The organism is Burkholderia sp. BCC0097 (assembly GCF_902832985.1).
Classification (GTDB): Bacteria; Pseudomonadota; Gammaproteobacteria; order Burkholderiales; family Burkholderiaceae; genus Burkholderia; species Burkholderia orbicola.
Window position 1 is genome coordinate 515,208 of sequence record NZ_CADFDM010000007.1, and the last position, 15,339, is coordinate 530,546.

The 15,339-nt window shown below is 65.6% G+C and carries 15 protein-coding genes and 1 tRNA gene; 13 read left to right on the forward strand and 3 right to left on the reverse strand.

Annotated elements, in window-relative coordinates; genetic code table 11:
• Window positions 1-94 precede the first annotated feature (94 nt).
• From HWX07_RS25655 to HWX07_RS25665, 3 genes are all read left to right on the forward strand, one after another.
• Window positions 95-739, forward strand: coding sequence for a phosphatidylserine decarboxylase (locus tag HWX07_RS25655; protein WP_006491035.1), 645 nt, complete (start codon window positions 95-97; stop codon window positions 737-739).
• A 15-nt stretch (window positions 740-754) separates the two neighbouring features.
• Window positions 755-1,627 carry a CDP-diacylglycerol--serine O-phosphatidyltransferase gene (gene pssA, locus HWX07_RS25660; protein WP_175878128.1) on the forward strand — a complete coding sequence of 291 codons (873 nt, stop codon included), beginning with the start codon at window positions 755-757 and terminating at the stop codon, window positions 1,625-1,627.
• A 330-nt stretch (window positions 1,628-1,957) separates the two neighbouring features.
• The gene (locus HWX07_RS25665; protein WP_175878129.1) at window positions 1,958-3,502 is read left to right on the forward strand and encodes a 2-isopropylmalate synthase; all 1,545 of its coding nucleotides are present in this window, start codon (window positions 1,958-1,960) and stop codon (window positions 3,500-3,502) included.
• A 72-nt stretch (window positions 3,503-3,574) separates the two neighbouring features.
• Here the strand turns inward: HWX07_RS25665 and HWX07_RS25670 are convergent, their stop codons facing one another.
• The 3 genes from HWX07_RS25670 to HWX07_RS25680 all read right to left on the reverse strand — a co-directional run bounded on the left by HWX07_RS25670 (window position 3,575) and on the right by HWX07_RS25680 (window position 6,710).
• Window positions 3,575-5,125: a SulP family inorganic anion transporter gene (locus HWX07_RS25670; protein WP_175878130.1), complete on the reverse strand. Its 1,551-nt coding sequence runs from the start codon at window positions 5,123-5,125 to the stop codon at window positions 3,575-3,577.
• 40 nt (window positions 5,126-5,165) lie between these two features.
• Window positions 5,166-5,813, reverse strand: a complete 648-nt coding sequence (locus HWX07_RS25675) for a carbonic anhydrase (protein ID WP_175878131.1) — start codon at window positions 5,811-5,813, stop codon at window positions 5,166-5,168.
• A gap of 384 nt (window positions 5,814-6,197) precedes the next feature.
• Window positions 6,198-6,710, reverse strand: a complete 513-nt coding sequence (locus HWX07_RS25680) for a hypothetical protein (protein WP_175878132.1) — start codon at window positions 6,708-6,710, stop codon at window positions 6,198-6,200.
• 166 nt (window positions 6,711-6,876) lie between these two features.
• Between HWX07_RS25680 and HWX07_RS25685 the strand changes: the two genes are divergently transcribed.
• The 10 genes from HWX07_RS25685 (at window position 6,877) to HWX07_RS25730 (ending at window position 15,339) form a co-directional block, all read left to right on the forward strand.
• Complete coding sequence (locus tag HWX07_RS25685; RefSeq protein ID WP_175878133.1) at window positions 6,877-8,136, forward strand: branched-chain amino acid ABC transporter substrate-binding protein; 1,260 nt, start codon at window positions 6,877-6,879, stop codon at window positions 8,134-8,136.
• A 107-nt stretch (window positions 8,137-8,243) separates the two neighbouring features.
• Window positions 8,244-8,513, forward strand: coding sequence for a 30S ribosomal protein S15 (rpsO, locus tag HWX07_RS25690; protein WP_006398792.1), 270 nt, complete (start codon window positions 8,244-8,246; stop codon window positions 8,511-8,513).
• Window positions 8,514-8,803: 290 nt separating this feature from the next.
• Window positions 8,804-10,951, forward strand: coding sequence for a polyribonucleotide nucleotidyltransferase (gene pnp, locus HWX07_RS25695; RefSeq protein ID WP_011545817.1), 2,148 nt, complete (start codon window positions 8,804-8,806; stop codon window positions 10,949-10,951).
• 148 nt (window positions 10,952-11,099) lie between these two features.
• Complete coding sequence (locus tag HWX07_RS25700) at window positions 11,100-12,119, forward strand: NAD(P)H-quinone oxidoreductase (protein ID WP_175878134.1); 1,020 nt, start codon at window positions 11,100-11,102, stop codon at window positions 12,117-12,119.
• 140 nt (window positions 12,120-12,259) lie between these two features.
• Entirely contained in the window at window positions 12,260-13,015 is a 756-nt protein-coding gene (gene tpiA / locus HWX07_RS25705) for a triose-phosphate isomerase (RefSeq protein WP_175878135.1), read from the forward strand.
• 72 nt (window positions 13,016-13,087) lie between these two features.
• The gene (secG, locus tag HWX07_RS25710; protein WP_034201508.1) at window positions 13,088-13,465 is read left to right on the forward strand and encodes a preprotein translocase subunit SecG; all 378 of its coding nucleotides are present in this window, start codon (window positions 13,088-13,090) and stop codon (window positions 13,463-13,465) included.
• A gap of 110 nt (window positions 13,466-13,575) precedes the next feature.
• Window positions 13,576-13,660 (forward strand) — tRNA-Leu (locus HWX07_RS25715).
• A gap of 153 nt (window positions 13,661-13,813) precedes the next feature.
• Window positions 13,814-14,173, forward strand: coding sequence for an NADH-quinone oxidoreductase subunit A (locus HWX07_RS25720; protein WP_006398798.1), 360 nt, complete (start codon window positions 13,814-13,816; stop codon window positions 14,171-14,173).
• 62 nt (window positions 14,174-14,235) lie between these two features.
• Complete coding sequence (locus HWX07_RS25725; RefSeq protein WP_006398799.1) at window positions 14,236-14,715, forward strand: NADH-quinone oxidoreductase subunit B; 480 nt, start codon at window positions 14,236-14,238, stop codon at window positions 14,713-14,715.
• Window positions 14,716-14,736: 21 nt separating this feature from the next.
• On the forward strand, window positions 14,737-15,339 hold the full coding sequence (locus tag HWX07_RS25730) for an NADH-quinone oxidoreductase subunit C (protein WP_006478264.1): 603 nt from the start codon (window positions 14,737-14,739) through the stop codon (window positions 15,337-15,339).

Consider the following 15,339-nt stretch of genomic DNA (forward strand, 5'->3'; position numbering starts at 1 on the left):
GGCCGGCATCAAAAAGCCGTCCGAAGGCAGCAGTGCCCCGGGCGGCTTTTGTTATGCTACGTGCTTTGCAATTCACCGAACACAGAACGAATCCATGAACTATCCTCATCCGATCATCGCGCGCGAAGGCTGGCCGTTCATCGCGATTGCAGCCGTCATCGCGCTGTTGATCCATGCCGTCGGGGGCTTCGGCTTCGCGTGGCCGTTCTGGCTGCTGCTCGTTTTCGTCGTCCAGTTCTTCCGCGATCCGCAGCGCCCGATCCCGGCGCAGCCGAACGCGGTGCTGTGCCCGGCGGACGGCCGCATCGTCGCGGTCGAGACCGCGCAGGATCCGTACGCGAACCGCGAAGCGCTGAAGATCAGCGTGTTCATGAATGTCTTCAATGTCCATTCGCAGCGTTCGCCGGTCGATGGCGCGATCAGCAAGGTCGAGTACTTCCCGGGCGCGTTCCTGAACGCGGCGATCGACAAGGCGTCGACGGAGAACGAGCGCAATGCGGTCGTGATCCAGACGGCGAGCGGCAAGACCGTCACGTCCGTGCAGATCGCCGGCCTGATCGCCCGCCGGATCCTCTGCTACGTGCGCGCCGGCGAGCCGCTGTCGCGCGGCCAGCGTTACGGTTTCATCCGCTTCGGTTCGCGCGTCGACGTGTACCTGCCGCTCGGCAGCCGCGCGAAGGTGTCGATCGGCGAGAAGGTCTACGCGTCGTCGACGATCCTCGCCGAGCTCGAACAGTAAGCGGCGGGGCGCACGATGGCCGCATTCAAACCGCGTCGGCCGCGCAACGGCGCCGGCCAGACGCCACGCCCGTTCCGCCGCAACAAGGTGATGGCGCCCGATGCGGCGCCGCTCGAGAGCCGCCGCGCCGCGCGCCAGCGGTTCCTGAAGACGCGCGGCATCTATCTGCTGCCGAACGCATTCACGACCGCCGCGCTGTTCTGCGGCTTCTTCGCGGTCGTGCAGGCGATGAACGTACGCTTCGAGATCGCCGCGATCGCGATTTTCGTGGCGATGGTGCTCGACGGGATGGACGGGCGCGTCGCACGCATGACCCATACGCAGAGCGCGTTCGGCGAGCAGTTCGATAGCCTCTCCGACATGGTGTCGTTCGGCGTCGCGCCCGCGCTCGTGATGTACGAGTGGGTGCTGAAGGATCTCGGCCGCTGGGGCTGGCTCGCCGCGTTCGTCTATTGCTCGGGCGCCGCGCTGCGCCTCGCGCGCTTCAACACGAACATCGGCGTGGTCGACAAGCGCTTCTTCCAGGGGCTGCCGAGCCCGGCCGCCGCCGCGCTGATCGCCGGTTTCGTGTGGCTCGCGACCGACAACCGCGTGCCGATGAAGCTCGGCTGGCTGCCGTGGGTCGCGTTCGTGCTGACGATCTACGCGGGCGTGACGATGGTGTCGAACGCACCGTTCTACAGCGGCAAGGCGCTCGACGTGCGGCATCGCGTACCGTTCGCGGCCATCCTGCTCGTCGTCGTCGCGTTCGTGCTCGTGTCGTCCGATCCGCCGCTGATGCTGTTCTGCCTGTTCGTGCTGTACGGTCTGTCCGGCTACGTGTTCTGGGCCTACATGGCCATCCGCGGGCGCGCGAATCCTGCGCGCTCGTCGCAGCGCGATCACTGACGCCCGCGCGCGATCGGCGATCTGCCCGGAAACGGCGGCCTCGGGGGCCGCCGTTTTCATTTGCCCCTTTTTCTGGCCGAGCCACGTCCATTCCCGGGTGCCGTCCGATTGCGCGGCCAACGGAATGTCGCTATAGTCTTTGGCATGACTGCATTTCCCCGCCTCTCCCTCCTTCTAGCCGGTGCGCCGCTACGCGCGCTAGCTTTGGCGCGCCTGCCGCGCTGACCGTTCTCGCCCCCCGTCTCAAGCCTCGTCTGTTGTTGAGCGTCGCCAGCGGTGGCGCGATCTCATTACGTTTGACTTCCGTATAAAGAGCCCTGGAGCCCCCCCATGACAGACAAGCTGATCATTTTCGATACGACGTTGCGCGACGGTGAACAATCGCCCGGCGCGTCGATGACGAAGGAAGAGAAAATCCGCATCGCGAAGCACCTCGAGCGGATGAAGGTCGACGTGATCGAGGCGGGTTTCGCCGCCAGCTCGAACGGCGATTTCGACGCGATCCACACGATCGCCGGTCTCGTGAAGGACAGCACGATCTGTTCGCTGGCGCGGGCCAACGACAAGGACATCCAGCGCGCGGCGGACGCACTCAAGCCGGCCAATAGCGCGCGGATCCACACGTTCATCGCGACGTCGCCGCTGCACATGGAGAAGAAGCTGCGGATGACGCCGGACCAGGTGTTCGAGCAGGCGCGTCTCGCGGTGCGTTTCGCGCGCAAGTTCACCGACAACGTCGAATTCTCGCCGGAAGACGGCAGCCGTTCGGATCTCGATTTCCTGTGCCGCGTGCTGGAAGCCGTGATCGCCGAGGGCGCGACGACGATCAACATCGCCGATACGGTCGGCTACGGCGTGCCGGAACTCTACGGCAACCTCGTGAAGACGCTGCGCGAACGCATTCCGAACTCGGACAAGGCGATCTTCTCCGTGCATTGCCACAACGATCTCGGGATGGCGGTGGCGAACTCGCTCGCCGGCGTGAAGATCGGCGGTGCGCGGCAGATCGAATGCACGATCAACGGTCTCGGCGAGCGCGCGGGCAACACGTCGCTCGAGGAAATCGTGATGGCCGTGAAGACCCGCAAGGACTACTTCGGTCTCGACGTCGGCATCGACACGACGCAGATCGTGCCGACGTCGAAGCTCGTGTCGCAGATTACCGGCTTCGTCGTGCAGCCGAACAAGGCGGTGGTCGGCGCGAACGCATTCGCGCACGCATCGGGCATTCACCAGGACGGCGTGCTGAAGGCGCGCGACACCTACGAGATCATGCGCGCGGAAGACGTGGGCTGGACCGCGAACAAGATCGTGCTCGGCAAGCTGTCGGGCCGTAACGCGTTCAAGCAGCGTCTGCAGGAACTGGGCGTGTCGCTCGACAGCGAAGCCGAACTGAATGCCGCGTTCATGCGCTTCAAGGATCTGGCCGACCGCAAGGCGGAGATCTTCGACGAGGACATCATCGCGATCGTGTCCGAGGAATCGGCGCTTGCGCAGGAACAGGAGCACTTCAAGTTCGTGTCGCTGTCGCAGCGTTCGGAAACGGGCGAGCAGCCGCAGGCGAAGGTCGTGTTCGCGGTCGAAGGCAACGAAGTGACCGGCGAGGCGCGCGGCAACGGCCCGGTCGACGCGACGTTCAATGCGATCGAAGGTGAAGTCGGCAGCGGGTCCGAGCTGCTGCTGTACTCGGTGAACGCGATCACGACCGGCACGCAGGCGCAGGGCGAAGTGACTGTCCGGCTGTCGAAGAGCGGGCGGATCGTCAACGGCGTCGGCACCGATCCGGATATCGTCGCCGCGTCCGCGAAGGCGTACATTTCCGCGCTGAACAAGCTGCACTCGAAGGACGACAAGCTCAACCCGCAGCGCTCGTAAGCGCCGCGCGTTGTGCCGCCCCGAAACGCCCCGTGCGGCCCTGCGCCGCCGGGGCGTTTTTTCATTGGCCGCTCATTCCGCGGCCGGTGCGCGGAACAGCCAGCGGCGCGCCGCCGGGCGTGGTGCCGGATTGCGCCGGCGGAACTCGACCGCGATCCCGCGCCGCGGCGCATCGGCGACGAACGCGTCGAGCAGTTCGAGCACGTCGTGATCGATGTAGTCGGCGCGCGTCGCGTCGATGATCACCGCCGCCCGGTCCGGAATGTGCCGCAGGTGGTGCTTGACCTGCACCTTCCCGAGAAACGACACGTCCTTGCGGAACGACAGCAGGAAGTGATCATCATGCTGCGCGAGCGTGACGGGGCTCTTCAGGTTCGCGACGGCGACGGCCAGCACGCTGCACGCGAGGCCGAGCGCGATGCCGAACAGCAGGTCGACCGCCAGCACGCCCGCGATCGTCGCGACGAACGGCGCGAACGCGGCCGGGCCTTGCTTCATGACCGAGCGGAACAGCGCCGGTTTCGCGAGCTTCAGGCCGGTGTGGATCAGGATCGCGGCCAGGCTCGCGAGCGGGATCAGGTTGATCAGGCCCGTGAGCGCAAACACGCTCGCGAGCAGGAGGATCCCGTGCACGATCGCGGACATCCGGCTTTGCGCGCCGGCGTTGACGTTGGCCGAACTGCGCACGATCACCGACGTGATCGGCAAGCCGCCGACGGCGCCCGCGACCAGGTTGCCGACGCCCTGTGCCTTCAGTTCGCGATCGGGTTGCGTCGGCCGCCGCTTCGGATCGATCTGTTCGACCGCTTCGAGGCACAGCAGCGTCTCGAGGCTCGCGACGACCGCAAGCGTGATCGCAACGCGCCATACGTCGGGATTGACCAGTTGCGCGAGGTTCGGACCGAGCTCTGCATGCTTGAGCGATGCCGCGAGCGCCGCGAACGAGTTGAATTCGGGCAGCGTGACGCGATGGGCGGCGCCCGGTGCGGCTGCCGGTGCGACCACGCCGAGCACGAGCGTCGCGCCGATGCCGAGCACGACGACCGCGAGCGGGGCGGGTACTGAACGTACCCACGCGAAGCGCTTGAGTGCCGGCGTGTCCCACGCGATCAGCAGCGCCAGCGACACCAGCGCGATGGCCGTGGCGGCCCAGGCGACCGGCAGGCCCGGCCAGTTCGCAAACGATTGCGCGGCCTGGCCGCCGATGCCGAAGGCGAACGGGATCTGCTTCACGATCAGCAGCAGGCCGATCGCGGCGAGCATGCCCTTGATGACGGGCGACGGCACGTAGGCGGCGAAGCGGCCGGCGCGCAGCATGCCGAAGCCGAACTGCAGCACGCCGGACAGCAGCACCGCGAGCAGGAACGCGGAGAAGCTGCCGAGCTGCGCGATGCCTTCGACGACGATCACGACGAGGCCGGCGGCCGGCCCGCTGACGGACAGCGACGAACCGCTCAGCAGCGCGACGACGATGCCGCCGACGATGCCCGACACGAGCCCGGCGAACGGCTCGACGCCGGAAGCATTGGCGATGCCGAGACAGAGCGGTAGCGCGACGAGGAAAACGACGATGCCGGCGACGATGTCGCGCGGCAGGGTGGACAGGCGCTCGTTCAGTTTCATGATTGGGGTGATTTCGTTGGCGTGGAGGGGCAGGCGCGGGTCAACCGAGCGCGGCGACGGTCGCGGCAGGCTCAGGCTCGAGCGCGGCTTCGGCCGATGGTGCTGCATAGCCGGAATCGAGCTCCTTCAGGCGGCCATCGGCGAGCGAAAAGATCCAGCCGTGCACGAGCGGCGGCCGCTCGCGGCCGCGCACGATCGGCGACGCGCGCAGCAGCCGAACCTGTTCCAGCACGTTCAGCTCGGCGAGGCGGTCGGCGGCGGCCATGTCGTCGAGCCCGTCGAGCGTGTCGCGATGGCGCCGCGCGAGTGCGCAAAGCGGTGCGATGCGGCGCGCGACGTGCGGCAGGTCGGCGGGCGGCGGCAGCAGCGATGCACGCACGCCGCCGCACCCGTAGTGACCGCACACGATCACGTGGTCGACCTTCAGCACCCGCACCGCGTACTCGAGCACGCTGGCGGAATTGTCGTCGTCGGGGTGGAACAGGTTCGCGATGTTGCGATGGACGAACAGCTCGCCGGGCGCGCAGTGCGTGATGGTTTCGGCCGGCACGCGGCTGTCGGCGCAACCGATCCACAGCACGCGCGGATTCTGGCCGCGCGCGAGCGCGTCGAAAAAGCCGGGCGTGTGTTCGCGCGTCTCGCGGGCCCAGGCAATGTTGGCAACCAGCATGCTCTTGGGGCGATTCATGAGGACTCCTTTTTGATAAAGGCAAATAAATATCGAACGAAATGGCGCAATCGCATGCTTTCTAAATTGAAAGGTTGGATTTTCGACTGATATTAGGGGTATGCCCTAGCACTGCGGGTGAGTTGATACAAATTGTTTCAAATTGATTGGGCGTAGTGCATTGCATGCACCAGCGCGACGCACGACATGCACCGGGCGCGCCTGCATTCTCGCAATGGCCCGCATGACGGGGCGTTCAGCGTATCGCCATCGCGCTGTCATCGATCGGAAAAGTTTTCCGTCTTATTCGTGGAATTAAATAAGGCAGCGGAAAAAATGAAATGGCCATTCACGCAATAATCCGTGAATGGCCATTGCGACAATTGCGTGTAAATACGCAATCGGTCAGAACAGGGTGCGGCGATCGGGATCGTGCAGCGGGTCCGGTGTTTTCTGCGTGGTGCGCAGGATGCCCTGCGGATCGAAGTAGAAGCTGTACATCATGTACCAGACGTTGTCCTCGAGATACCGGTACGTCCACACCTCGCGTTTCATCAGCGGGAAGTAGGCGGTTTCGACCGGGCGTCCGAAATTGACGAGCACGTCGGTCTTCGTCCACTTGCCGATCTCCGCGCGATAGAACTCGCTCGGCTGCAGCACCTGGCGCACGTTGACGATCCGGTGGGCTGCATCGACGTCGGCCGCGACCGTGATTTCGCCCATCGGCTGGGTCGGCCACATCAGGCGCTTGCCGCCGCCTGGCAGGTCGTAGATCTCGCGCGGCGGGCCCATGCGCGCGACGATCGCCGACTCGTCCTGGCCGGCCTGGTATTGCTGCCACGGTTGCGCGCAACCGGCCAGCAGCGCGGCTGCACCGGCGATCAGCACGGGCAGGCGCGCGGGAATGCGAATGCGCATCGGATTCTCCAGAACACGGAAACAAGTCCCGTTTTATCACGGACGCCGCGCGACGGGGCATCGCGCGGAAAAAATCGGTGCGGATCGCCTGCTGTCACGCTTGCGGGTGGCGGGCGCGGCGGCCTATGATCCGCGCTTCTCGGGCAGATTGAAGGGCAGGTGGCCGATGCAGGGGTGGAAGCGGTGCGCGCTCGCGTGGAGCGCGGGGTGGATGCTGGTGTCGTCCGCGTTTGCCGGCGGCGAGCCGGTGCGGATCGCGCTGATCGAAGGGATGTCGGGCCCGTTCGCGAACGCGGGCGCGGCGGTGGAGCGCAACCTGCGTTTCGGCGTCGAGCAGGTCAATGCGGCGGGCGGCGTGAAGCTGCGTGACGGCGCGCATCCGCTCGAACTCGTCGTGCTCGACAGCAAGGGCAGCCCGGAGGAAGCGCTCGTGCAGTTGCGCGCGGCCGCCGACCGGCATGTCGGCTTCGTCGCGCAGGGCAACAGCTCGGCCGTCGCGGCCGCGCTCGTCGCCGCGCTCGACAAGCTGAACGCACGCGATCCGGACAACCGGATGCTGTTCCTGAATTATTCGGCCGACGATCCGGCGCTGACCGGCGCGCGTTGCAGTTTCTGGCATTTCCGCTTCGATGCACATGCCGGCATGCGGATGGCCGCACTCGCGGACGTGATGGCGCGTGATCGCGCGCTGCGCAAGGTCTATCTCTTGAACCAGGACTACAGCTTCGGCCACGACGTCAGCACGCTCGCGCGGCAGGCGCTCGCGGCGCGGCGCCCGGACGTGACGATCGCGGGCGACGAATTCCACCCGATCGGCCGGATCAAGGATTTCTCGCCGTATATCGCGAAGATCCGCGCCAGCGGCGCGGACGCCGTCGTGACCGGCAACTGGGGCAACGACCTCACGCTGCTCGTGAAGGCGGCGCGCGAACAGGGGCTCGACGCGAAGTTCTATACGTTCTACGGCAACAGCCTCGGCGCGCCGGCGGCCCTCGGCGACGCGGGTGTCGGCCGCGTCGTGGCGGTGGCCGACTGGCACCCGAACGCGGGCGGCGCCAAGTCCGACGCGTTCTACCGCGCATTCCGGACCCGTTTCCCGGCCGCGCAGGACGACTACCCGGTGCGGCGGATGAGCCAGATGATCCAGATGCTGGCCGCGGCGATGACCCGTGCGGGTTCGGCCGACCCGGTGGCGGTCGCGCGTGCGCTCGAGGGCCTGCCGTTCGACGACGGCTTCCACGCGTCGCGGATGCGCGCCCAGGATCACCAGTTGATCCAGCCCCTTTACGTGATGGAAATGGACAAGGTCGGCACGCCGGGCGTGCGCTTCGACAACGAGGGATCGGGCTACGGCTTCCGGACGGTGCTCGCGGTGCCGGCGCAGCGTACGGAGATGCCGTCGACGTGCTCGATGACGCGCCCGTGACGGAGGGCGGTAAGAACGGCACCGAGTTGTGCTACAATGCGCGCCGGTTGTAAGTCACGGCACGGCCATTCTTCCGTGTCCGCCTGTTCAGTTAGAAAGGAAATCACATGTCTGTTGCAGATATCAAGAAGTCGGAAGTCGTTGCTCAGTTCGCCCGCGGTACCAACGACACGGGGTCGCCCGAAGTCCAGGTCGCACTGCTGACCGCACGTATCGTCGAACTGACGGGTCACTTCAAGACCCACGCGAAGGATCACCACAGCCGCCGCGGCCTGCTGCGCATGGTGAGCCGCCGCCGCAAGCTGCTCGACTACCTCAAGGGCAAGGATGCCGACCGTTACCGCGCACTGATCGAGAAGCTGGGTCTGCGTAAGTAATCGAGGCGATTGCCGCCAGCAAGATGCCTGTGTCAGTCCGCTGATACAGGCATTTTGTTTTTGCGCGGTGCGTAGCGTCACACGCACCGCAGGCTGTCCGGCACGTTCGTGCGGGGCCGCCGCCACGACCGATACCGGGGCAGGATTTGTGTCATTCCAGCGCGGCGCTGCCTGAGCGCCGCGCTGGAATGGCATAAAAAACACACCTTGCTCCGGGTGATTCGGTCGGGACGCCGCCGCGCGGGATGGCCGGCGCGGCGAATGAAATGCATGAATACAAAGGAGCAACCATGTCCATGTTCAACAAGGTCGTGAAGGAATTCCAGTGGGGTCAGCACAAGGTGCGCCTCGAAACCGGTGAAGTCGCTCGCCAGGCGAGCGGCGCCGTGATCGTCGACGTCGAAGACACCGTCGTGCTGGCAACCGTCGTCGGCGCGAAGTCGGCGAAGCCGGGCCAGGATTTCTTCCCGCTGACCGTCGACTACCTCGAAAAGACCTATTCGGCCGGCAAGATCCCGGGCGGGTTCTTCCGCCGCGAAGGCCGTCCGTCGGAGCACGAGACGCTGACGTCGCGCCTGATCGACCGTCCGCTGCGCCCGCTGTTCCCGGAAGGCTTCTACAACGAAGTCCAGGTCGTGATCCACGTGCTGTCCGTGAATCCGGAAATCCCGGCCGACATCCCCGCGCTGATCGGCGCGTCGGCCGCGCTCGCCGTGTCGGGCCTGCCGTTCAACGGCCCGGTCGGTGCCGCGCGCGTCGCGTACATCGACAACGCCTACGTGCTGAACCCGACGCGTGACCAGCTCAAGGCCTCGAGCCTCGACCTCGTCGTCGCGGGTACGGAGCGCGCGGTGCTGATGGTCGAGTCGGAAGCCGACCAGCTGTCGGAAGAAGTGATGCTGGGCGCCGTGGTGTTCGGCCACGAGCAGATGCAGATCGCGATCGACGCGATCCACGAACTGGTGCGCGACGGTGGCAAGCCCGAGTGGGACTGGCAGCCGGCGCCGAAGAACGAGGCGCTGATCGCGCGCGTGACCGAGCTGGCGCAGAACGATCTGCTCGCCGCTTACCAGCTCCGCGACAAGCAGGCGCGTTCGGCCAAGCTGAAGGAAGTCTACGCGGCAACCTCGGCGAAGCTCGAGGAAGACGCGCTGGCGGCCGGTACGGTCGCGGCCGACAAGGCCACGGTCGGCAACGTACTGTTCGACATCGAAGCGAAGATCGTCCGTTCGCAGATCCTGAACGGCGAGCCGCGCATCGACGGCCGCGACACGCGCACCGTGCGCCCGATCGAGATCCGCACCGGCGTGCTGCCGCGTACTCACGGCTCGGCGCTGTTCACGCGCGGCGAGACGCAGGCGCTGGTCGTCGCGACGCTCGGCACGAAGGGTGACGAGCAGATCATCGACGCGCTCGAAGGCGAATACCGCGAGCGCTTCATGCTCCACTACAACATGCCCCCGTTCGCGACCGGCGAAACGGGCCGCGTCGGCTCGCCGAAGCGCCGCGAAATCGGCCACGGCCGTCTCGCCAAGCGCGCGCTGGTCAAGTGCCTGCCGAGCGCCGACGAATTCGGCTACTCGATCCGCGTCGTGTCGGAAATCACCGAATCGAACGGTTCGTCGTCGATGGCTTCGGTGTGCGGCGGCTGCCTCGCGCTGATGGACGCCGGCGTGCCGATGAAGGCGCACGTCGCGGGTATCGCGATGGGCCTGATCCTCGAAGGCAACAAGTTCGCGGTGCTGACCGACATCCTCGGCGACGAAGATCACCTCGGCGACATGGACTTCAAGGTGGCCGGCACGGAGCAGGGCGTGACGGCGCTGCAGATGGACATCAAGATCCAGGGCATCACGAAGGAAATCATGCAGGTCGCGCTCGCGCAGGCGAAGGAAGGCCGCCTGCACATCCTCGGCAAGATGACGTCGGCGGTGTCGGGTGCGAACACGCAACTGTCGGAATTCGCGCCGCGCATGATCACGGTCAAGATCAACCCGGAAAAGATCCGCGACGTGATCGGCAAGGGCGGTTCGGTGATCCGCGCGCTGACGGAAGAAACGGGCACGACCATCGACATCTCGGACGACGGCGTCGTGACGATCGCCAGCACGAGCAGCGAAGGCATGGCCGAAGCGAAGAAGCGCATCGAGCAAATCACGGCTGAAATCGAAGTCGGTCAGGTGTACGAAGGCACGGTGCTCAAGCTGCTCGATTTCGGTGCGATCGTGAACTTGCTGCCGGGCAAGGATGGCCTGCTGCACATCTCGGAAATCGTCAACGAGCGCGTGAAGGACATCAACGACTACCTGAAGGAAGGTCAGCAGGTGAAGGTCAAGGTGATCCAGACGGACGAGAAGGGTCGCGTGCGTCTGTCGGCCAAGGCGCTGCTGAATGAAGCAGCGGCGGCAGCGCAGTCGGATACGCCGCCGCAGCAGTAAGCGGACAGGCGGATCAACGGCCGGCAGTGCGAAAGCGTGCCGGCCGTTTTTTCTGTAGCATCGTTGTGCGGCGCAGCAGCGCCGGCGAGGCGCCCGCGTCGTGCGCACGGGCGTGCCATCCGATTCCGATCCTGGAGCGACTCTCACCATGAAAGCCATCGAAATCACCGAATTCGGCGCCCCCGACGTGCTGAAGCTCGCGGAGCGTCCGCGCCCCGAACCGAAGCGCGGCGAGGTGCTGATCAAGGTGGCGGCTTCGGGCGTGAACCGGCCCGACGTGTTCCAGCGCAAGGGCGCCTATGCGCCGCCGCCGGGTGCGTCGGATCTGCCGGGCCTCGAGGTCGCGGGCGAGATCGTCGGCGGCGATTTGTCCGATGCGGCCCTGAACCCGTTCGGCCTGAAACTGGGCGATCGCGTGTGCGCGCTGCTCGCGGGCGGCGGCTATGCCGAATATGCGGTCGCGCCGCTGCCGCAGTGCCTGCCGGTGCCGGATGGCCTCACCGATATCGAGGCCGCCTCGCTGCCCGAAACGTTTTTCACCGTGTGGAGCAACGTGTTCGACCGTGCGCAGCTCGGCGCGGGCGAGGGCGGCGAGCAGGAGACCCTGCTCGTGCAGGGCGGCTCGAGCGGCATCGGCGTGACGGCGATCCAGATCGCGCATGCGCTCGGCTTTCGCGTGTTCGCGACGGCCGGCACCGCCGACAAGTGCCGCGCGTGCGAGGCGCTCGGCGCCGAGCGCGCGATCGACTACAAGACCGAAGACTTCGTCGAAGTCGTGAAGTCGCTGACGCACGATCGCGGCGTCGACGTGATCCTCGACATGGTCGCGGGCTCGTACGTGCCGCGCGAGCTGTCCGCGCTCGCGGATGGTGGCCGTCTCGTGCTGATCGCGCTGCTCGGCGGCGCGAAGGCCGAGGTCAACCTGAGCGAGATCCTGCGCCGCCGGCTGACCGTGACCGGCTCGACGCTGCGTCCGCGCCCGGTCGAATTCAAGGCCCGTATCGCCGCGCAGCTGAAGGCGCGCGTGTGGCCGTTGCTCGCCGACGGCCGTATCAAGCCGGTGATCTATCGCGTGTTGCCCGCCGCGGACGCCGCCCAGGCGCATGCGCTGATGGAAAGCAGCGAGCATACCGGCAAGATCGTGCTCGATTGGGGATCGAACGCCTGACGGCCCGTGCGGCGGGCTTGACATGCGCGGTTTGACCGGTTCAAGCCGCGCGCAGTAAAATCGCGGGTTTGCTTCGCCAGATCCAACCTGACGGCCGGGTTCCGGCACGTTAATGACAAGATAGTGACGAGACAGACACGATGTCGAAACAACGAACAAAGCGAGTGATCGGCAACTGGAAGATGCACGGCCGGCTGGCCGGCAACCAGGCGCTGCTGAACGAAGTGGTGCAGGGTGCGGGCACGGTGGCGGCTGAAACGTCGATCGGCGTGTGCGTGCCGTTCCCGTATCTCGCGCAGGTTCAGGCGCAGCTTGGCGGTGGCCGTGTCGCGTTCGGTGCGCAGGACGTGTCCGCGCACGAGCAAGGCGCATTCACCGGTGAGGTGGCGGCCGCGATGGTGGCGGAGTTCGGCGCGCGGTATGCGATCGTCGGCCACTCGGAGCGTCGCGCGTATCACGGCGAAAGCAACGAGACGGTCGCGGCGAAGGCGCAGCGCGCGCTCGCGGCCGGCCTCGTGCCGGTCGTGTGTGTCGGCGAGACGCTCGACGAGCGCGAGTCGGGCGCGACCGAGCAGGTCGTCGGTGCGCAGCTCGACGTGGTGCTGGCAGCGCTGACGGCTGACGAGGCCGCGCGTATCGTCGTCGCGTACGAGCCGGTCTGGGCGATCGGCACGGGCAAGAGCGCGACGTCGGCGCAGGCGCAGGACGTGCATGCGTTCCTGCGGACGCGTCTCGCGGCAAAGGGTGCGGCGGACGTGTCCGTGCTGTACGGCGGCAGCGTGAAGCCGGACAACGCGGAAGAGCTGTTCGCGCAGCTGGACATCGACGGCGGCCTGATCGGCGGCGCGTCGCTGAAGGCGGAAGATTTCCTGGCGATCTGCCGGGCCGCGCGTTGAGCGGTCCGAGATCGATTTGAACCATGACGGCGGCCGGTCGGTCCGGTCGCCCGATCCAATCGGGTGGGTGTGATGCTGTTATTCAAGACGCTGATTATTGTGGTGCAGGTGCTGTCTGCGCTTGGTGTGATCGGGCTCGTGCTGCTGCAGCACGGCAAGGGTGCCGACATGGGCGCCGCATTCGGCAGCGGTGCGTCCGGCAGTTTGTTCGGTGCGACGGGCTCGGCGAACTTTCTGTCGCGCACGACGGGCATTCTTGCGACGATCTTCTTCGTCGCGACGCTCGCGCTGACGTACCTCGGTTCGTACAAGTCGACGCCGTCGGCAGGCGTGCTCGGCACGGCAGTGACCGCGCCGGCATCGGCCCCCGCGGCATCGGCGCCGGCTGTCGCGGCGTCCGCTGCCGCCGGTTCGGCCGCAAGCGCGCCGGGCCAGGATGTCCCGAAATAAAAAGTTAATTTTTTTGCGGTTGTGCGTTGAACAAATCCGGAACTCGGGTTAGAATTTAATTCTTGAAGCGATTCGCGGGAACGAGCAGCACAACCCGAGTTGCATGCAGTGCCGACGTGGTGAAATTGGTAGACACGCTATCTTGAGGGGGTAGTGGCGAAAGCTGTGCGAGTTCGAGTCTCGCCGTCGGCACCAAAGTTACTCAATGCCAGCCGCTTCCAGTGGCTGGCATTTTTCATTTGTGGGGTGGGCTTGCGGTTGTCTTGCGATCGCCTGCACTCCGAAATGATTCCTTCCGCCGGAAGTGGTATTCTCCGGACGCTCAGAACCAACCGATAGAGGATTGCCTTGAACCTCGCAGCCTATTACCCCGTCTTGTTGTTCCTCCTCGTGGGCACTGGTTTAGGTATAGCGCTGGTCAGCATCGGCAAGCTCCTTGGTCCCAACAAGCCGGACGTCGAGAAGAATGCACCGTACGAGTGCGGCTTCGAAGCCTTTGAAGACGCCCGGATGAAATTCGACGTTCGGTATTACCTCGTCGCCATCCTGTTCATCATCTTCGATCTCGAAACCGCATTCCTGTTCCCGTGGGGCGTCGCGCTCCGGGATATCGGCTGGCCGGGTTTCATCGCAATGATGATTTTTCTGCTCGAATTCCTGCTGGGCTTTGCCTATATCTGGAAGAAAGGCGGCCTCGACTGGGAGTGATGGGTTAATCGCCGGTTTGCATGAGCGGCCACGCTCGGTCGCTCGTCTGGAGTGGAAAGCAAATGAGTATCGAAGGGGTCTTGAAGGAAGGGTTTGTCACCACGACGGCTGACAAGCTGATCAACTGGACGCGTACCGGCTCGCTGTGGCCGATGACGTTCGGGCTCGCGTGTTGCGCCGTCGAGATGATGCATGCGGGCGCGGCCCGTTACGATCTGGACCGGTTCGGCGTCGTGTTTCGTCCGAGCCCGCGTCAGTCGGACGTGATGATCGTCGCCGGCACGCTGTGCAACAAGATGGCGCCCGCGCTGCGCCGCGTGTACGACCAGATGGCCGAGCCGCGCTGGGTGATCTCGATGGGGTCATGCGCCAACGGCGGTGGTTATTACCACTATTCGTACTCGGTAGTCCGCGGCTGCGACCGGATCGTGCCGGTCGACGTCTACGTGCCGGGCTGTCCGCCCACGGCCGAGGCGCTGGTCTACGGCGTGATCCAGCTTCAGGCGAAGATCCGTCGCACCAATACCATCGCCCGTCAATAAAGCCCCGAGCGTCCCCTCAATATGGCAAGCAAAATCGAGACCCTGAAGGCAAACCTCGAAGCCGCGCTCGGCGCGCGCGTGGTGAGCCTCACCGAAGCGATCGGTGAACTGACGCTCGTCGTGAAGGCGAGCGATTACCTCGAAGTCGCAAAGACCCTGCGCGACGATCCGAAGCTCCGTTTCGAGCAACTGATCGACCTCTGCGGCGTCGACTACCAGACCTTCGGTGACGGCGCCTACGACGGCCCGCGCTTCGCGGCCGTGTCGCACCTGCTGTCGGTCACCAACAACTGGCGCCTGCGCCTGCGCGCATTCGCGCCGGACGACGATCTGCCGATCGTGGCGTCGCTGGTCGACATCTGGACCTCGGCGAACTGGTACGAGCGCGAAGCGTTCGACCTGTACGGCATCGTGTTCGAAGGCCACCCCGACCTGCGCCGCATCCTCACCGACTACGGCTTCATCGGTCACCCGTTCCGCAAGGACTTCCCGGTGTCGGGTTACGTCGAAATGCGTTACGACCCGGAAGAGAAGCGGGTCGTGTACCAGCCGGTGACGATCGAGCCGCGCGAAATCACGCCGCGCGTGATCCGCGAGGATCGCTATGGCGGTCTGAAACATTAA

Bases quoted from the DNA above. Each gene is read 5' to 3' on its own strand.
- HWX07_RS25655 (WP_006491035.1), top strand. From the start codon at position 95: ATGAACTATCCTCATCCGATCATCGCGCGCGAAGGCTGGCCGTTCATC.
- pssA (WP_175878128.1), top strand. From the start codon at position 755: ATGGCCGCATTCAAACCGCGTCGGCCGCGCAACGGCGCCGGCCAGACG.
- HWX07_RS25665 (WP_175878129.1), top strand. From the start codon at position 1,958: ATGACAGACAAGCTGATCATTTTCGATACGACGTTGCGCGACGGTGAA.
- HWX07_RS25670 (WP_175878130.1), bottom strand. From the start codon at position 5,125: ATGAAACTGAACGAGCGCCTGTCCACCCTGCCGCGCGACATCGTCGCC.
- HWX07_RS25675 (WP_175878131.1), bottom strand. From the start codon at position 5,813: ATGAATCGCCCCAAGAGCATGCTGGTTGCCAACATTGCCTGGGCCCGC.
- HWX07_RS25680 (WP_175878132.1), bottom strand. From the start codon at position 6,710: ATGCGCATTCGCATTCCCGCGCGCCTGCCCGTGCTGATCGCCGGTGCA.
- HWX07_RS25685 (WP_175878133.1), top strand. From the start codon at position 6,877: ATGCAGGGGTGGAAGCGGTGCGCGCTCGCGTGGAGCGCGGGGTGGATG.
- rpsO (WP_006398792.1), top strand. From the start codon at position 8,244: ATGTCTGTTGCAGATATCAAGAAGTCGGAAGTCGTTGCTCAGTTCGCC.
- pnp (WP_011545817.1), top strand. From the start codon at position 8,804: ATGTCCATGTTCAACAAGGTCGTGAAGGAATTCCAGTGGGGTCAGCAC.
- HWX07_RS25700 (WP_175878134.1), top strand. From the start codon at position 11,100: ATGAAAGCCATCGAAATCACCGAATTCGGCGCCCCCGACGTGCTGAAG.
- tpiA (WP_175878135.1), top strand. From the start codon at position 12,260: ATGTCGAAACAACGAACAAAGCGAGTGATCGGCAACTGGAAGATGCAC.
- secG (WP_034201508.1), top strand. From the start codon at position 13,088: ATGCTGTTATTCAAGACGCTGATTATTGTGGTGCAGGTGCTGTCTGCG.
- HWX07_RS25725 (WP_006398799.1), top strand. From the start codon at position 14,236: ATGAGTATCGAAGGGGTCTTGAAGGAAGGGTTTGTCACCACGACGGCT.
- HWX07_RS25730 (WP_006478264.1), top strand. From the start codon at position 14,737: ATGGCAAGCAAAATCGAGACCCTGAAGGCAAACCTCGAAGCCGCGCTC.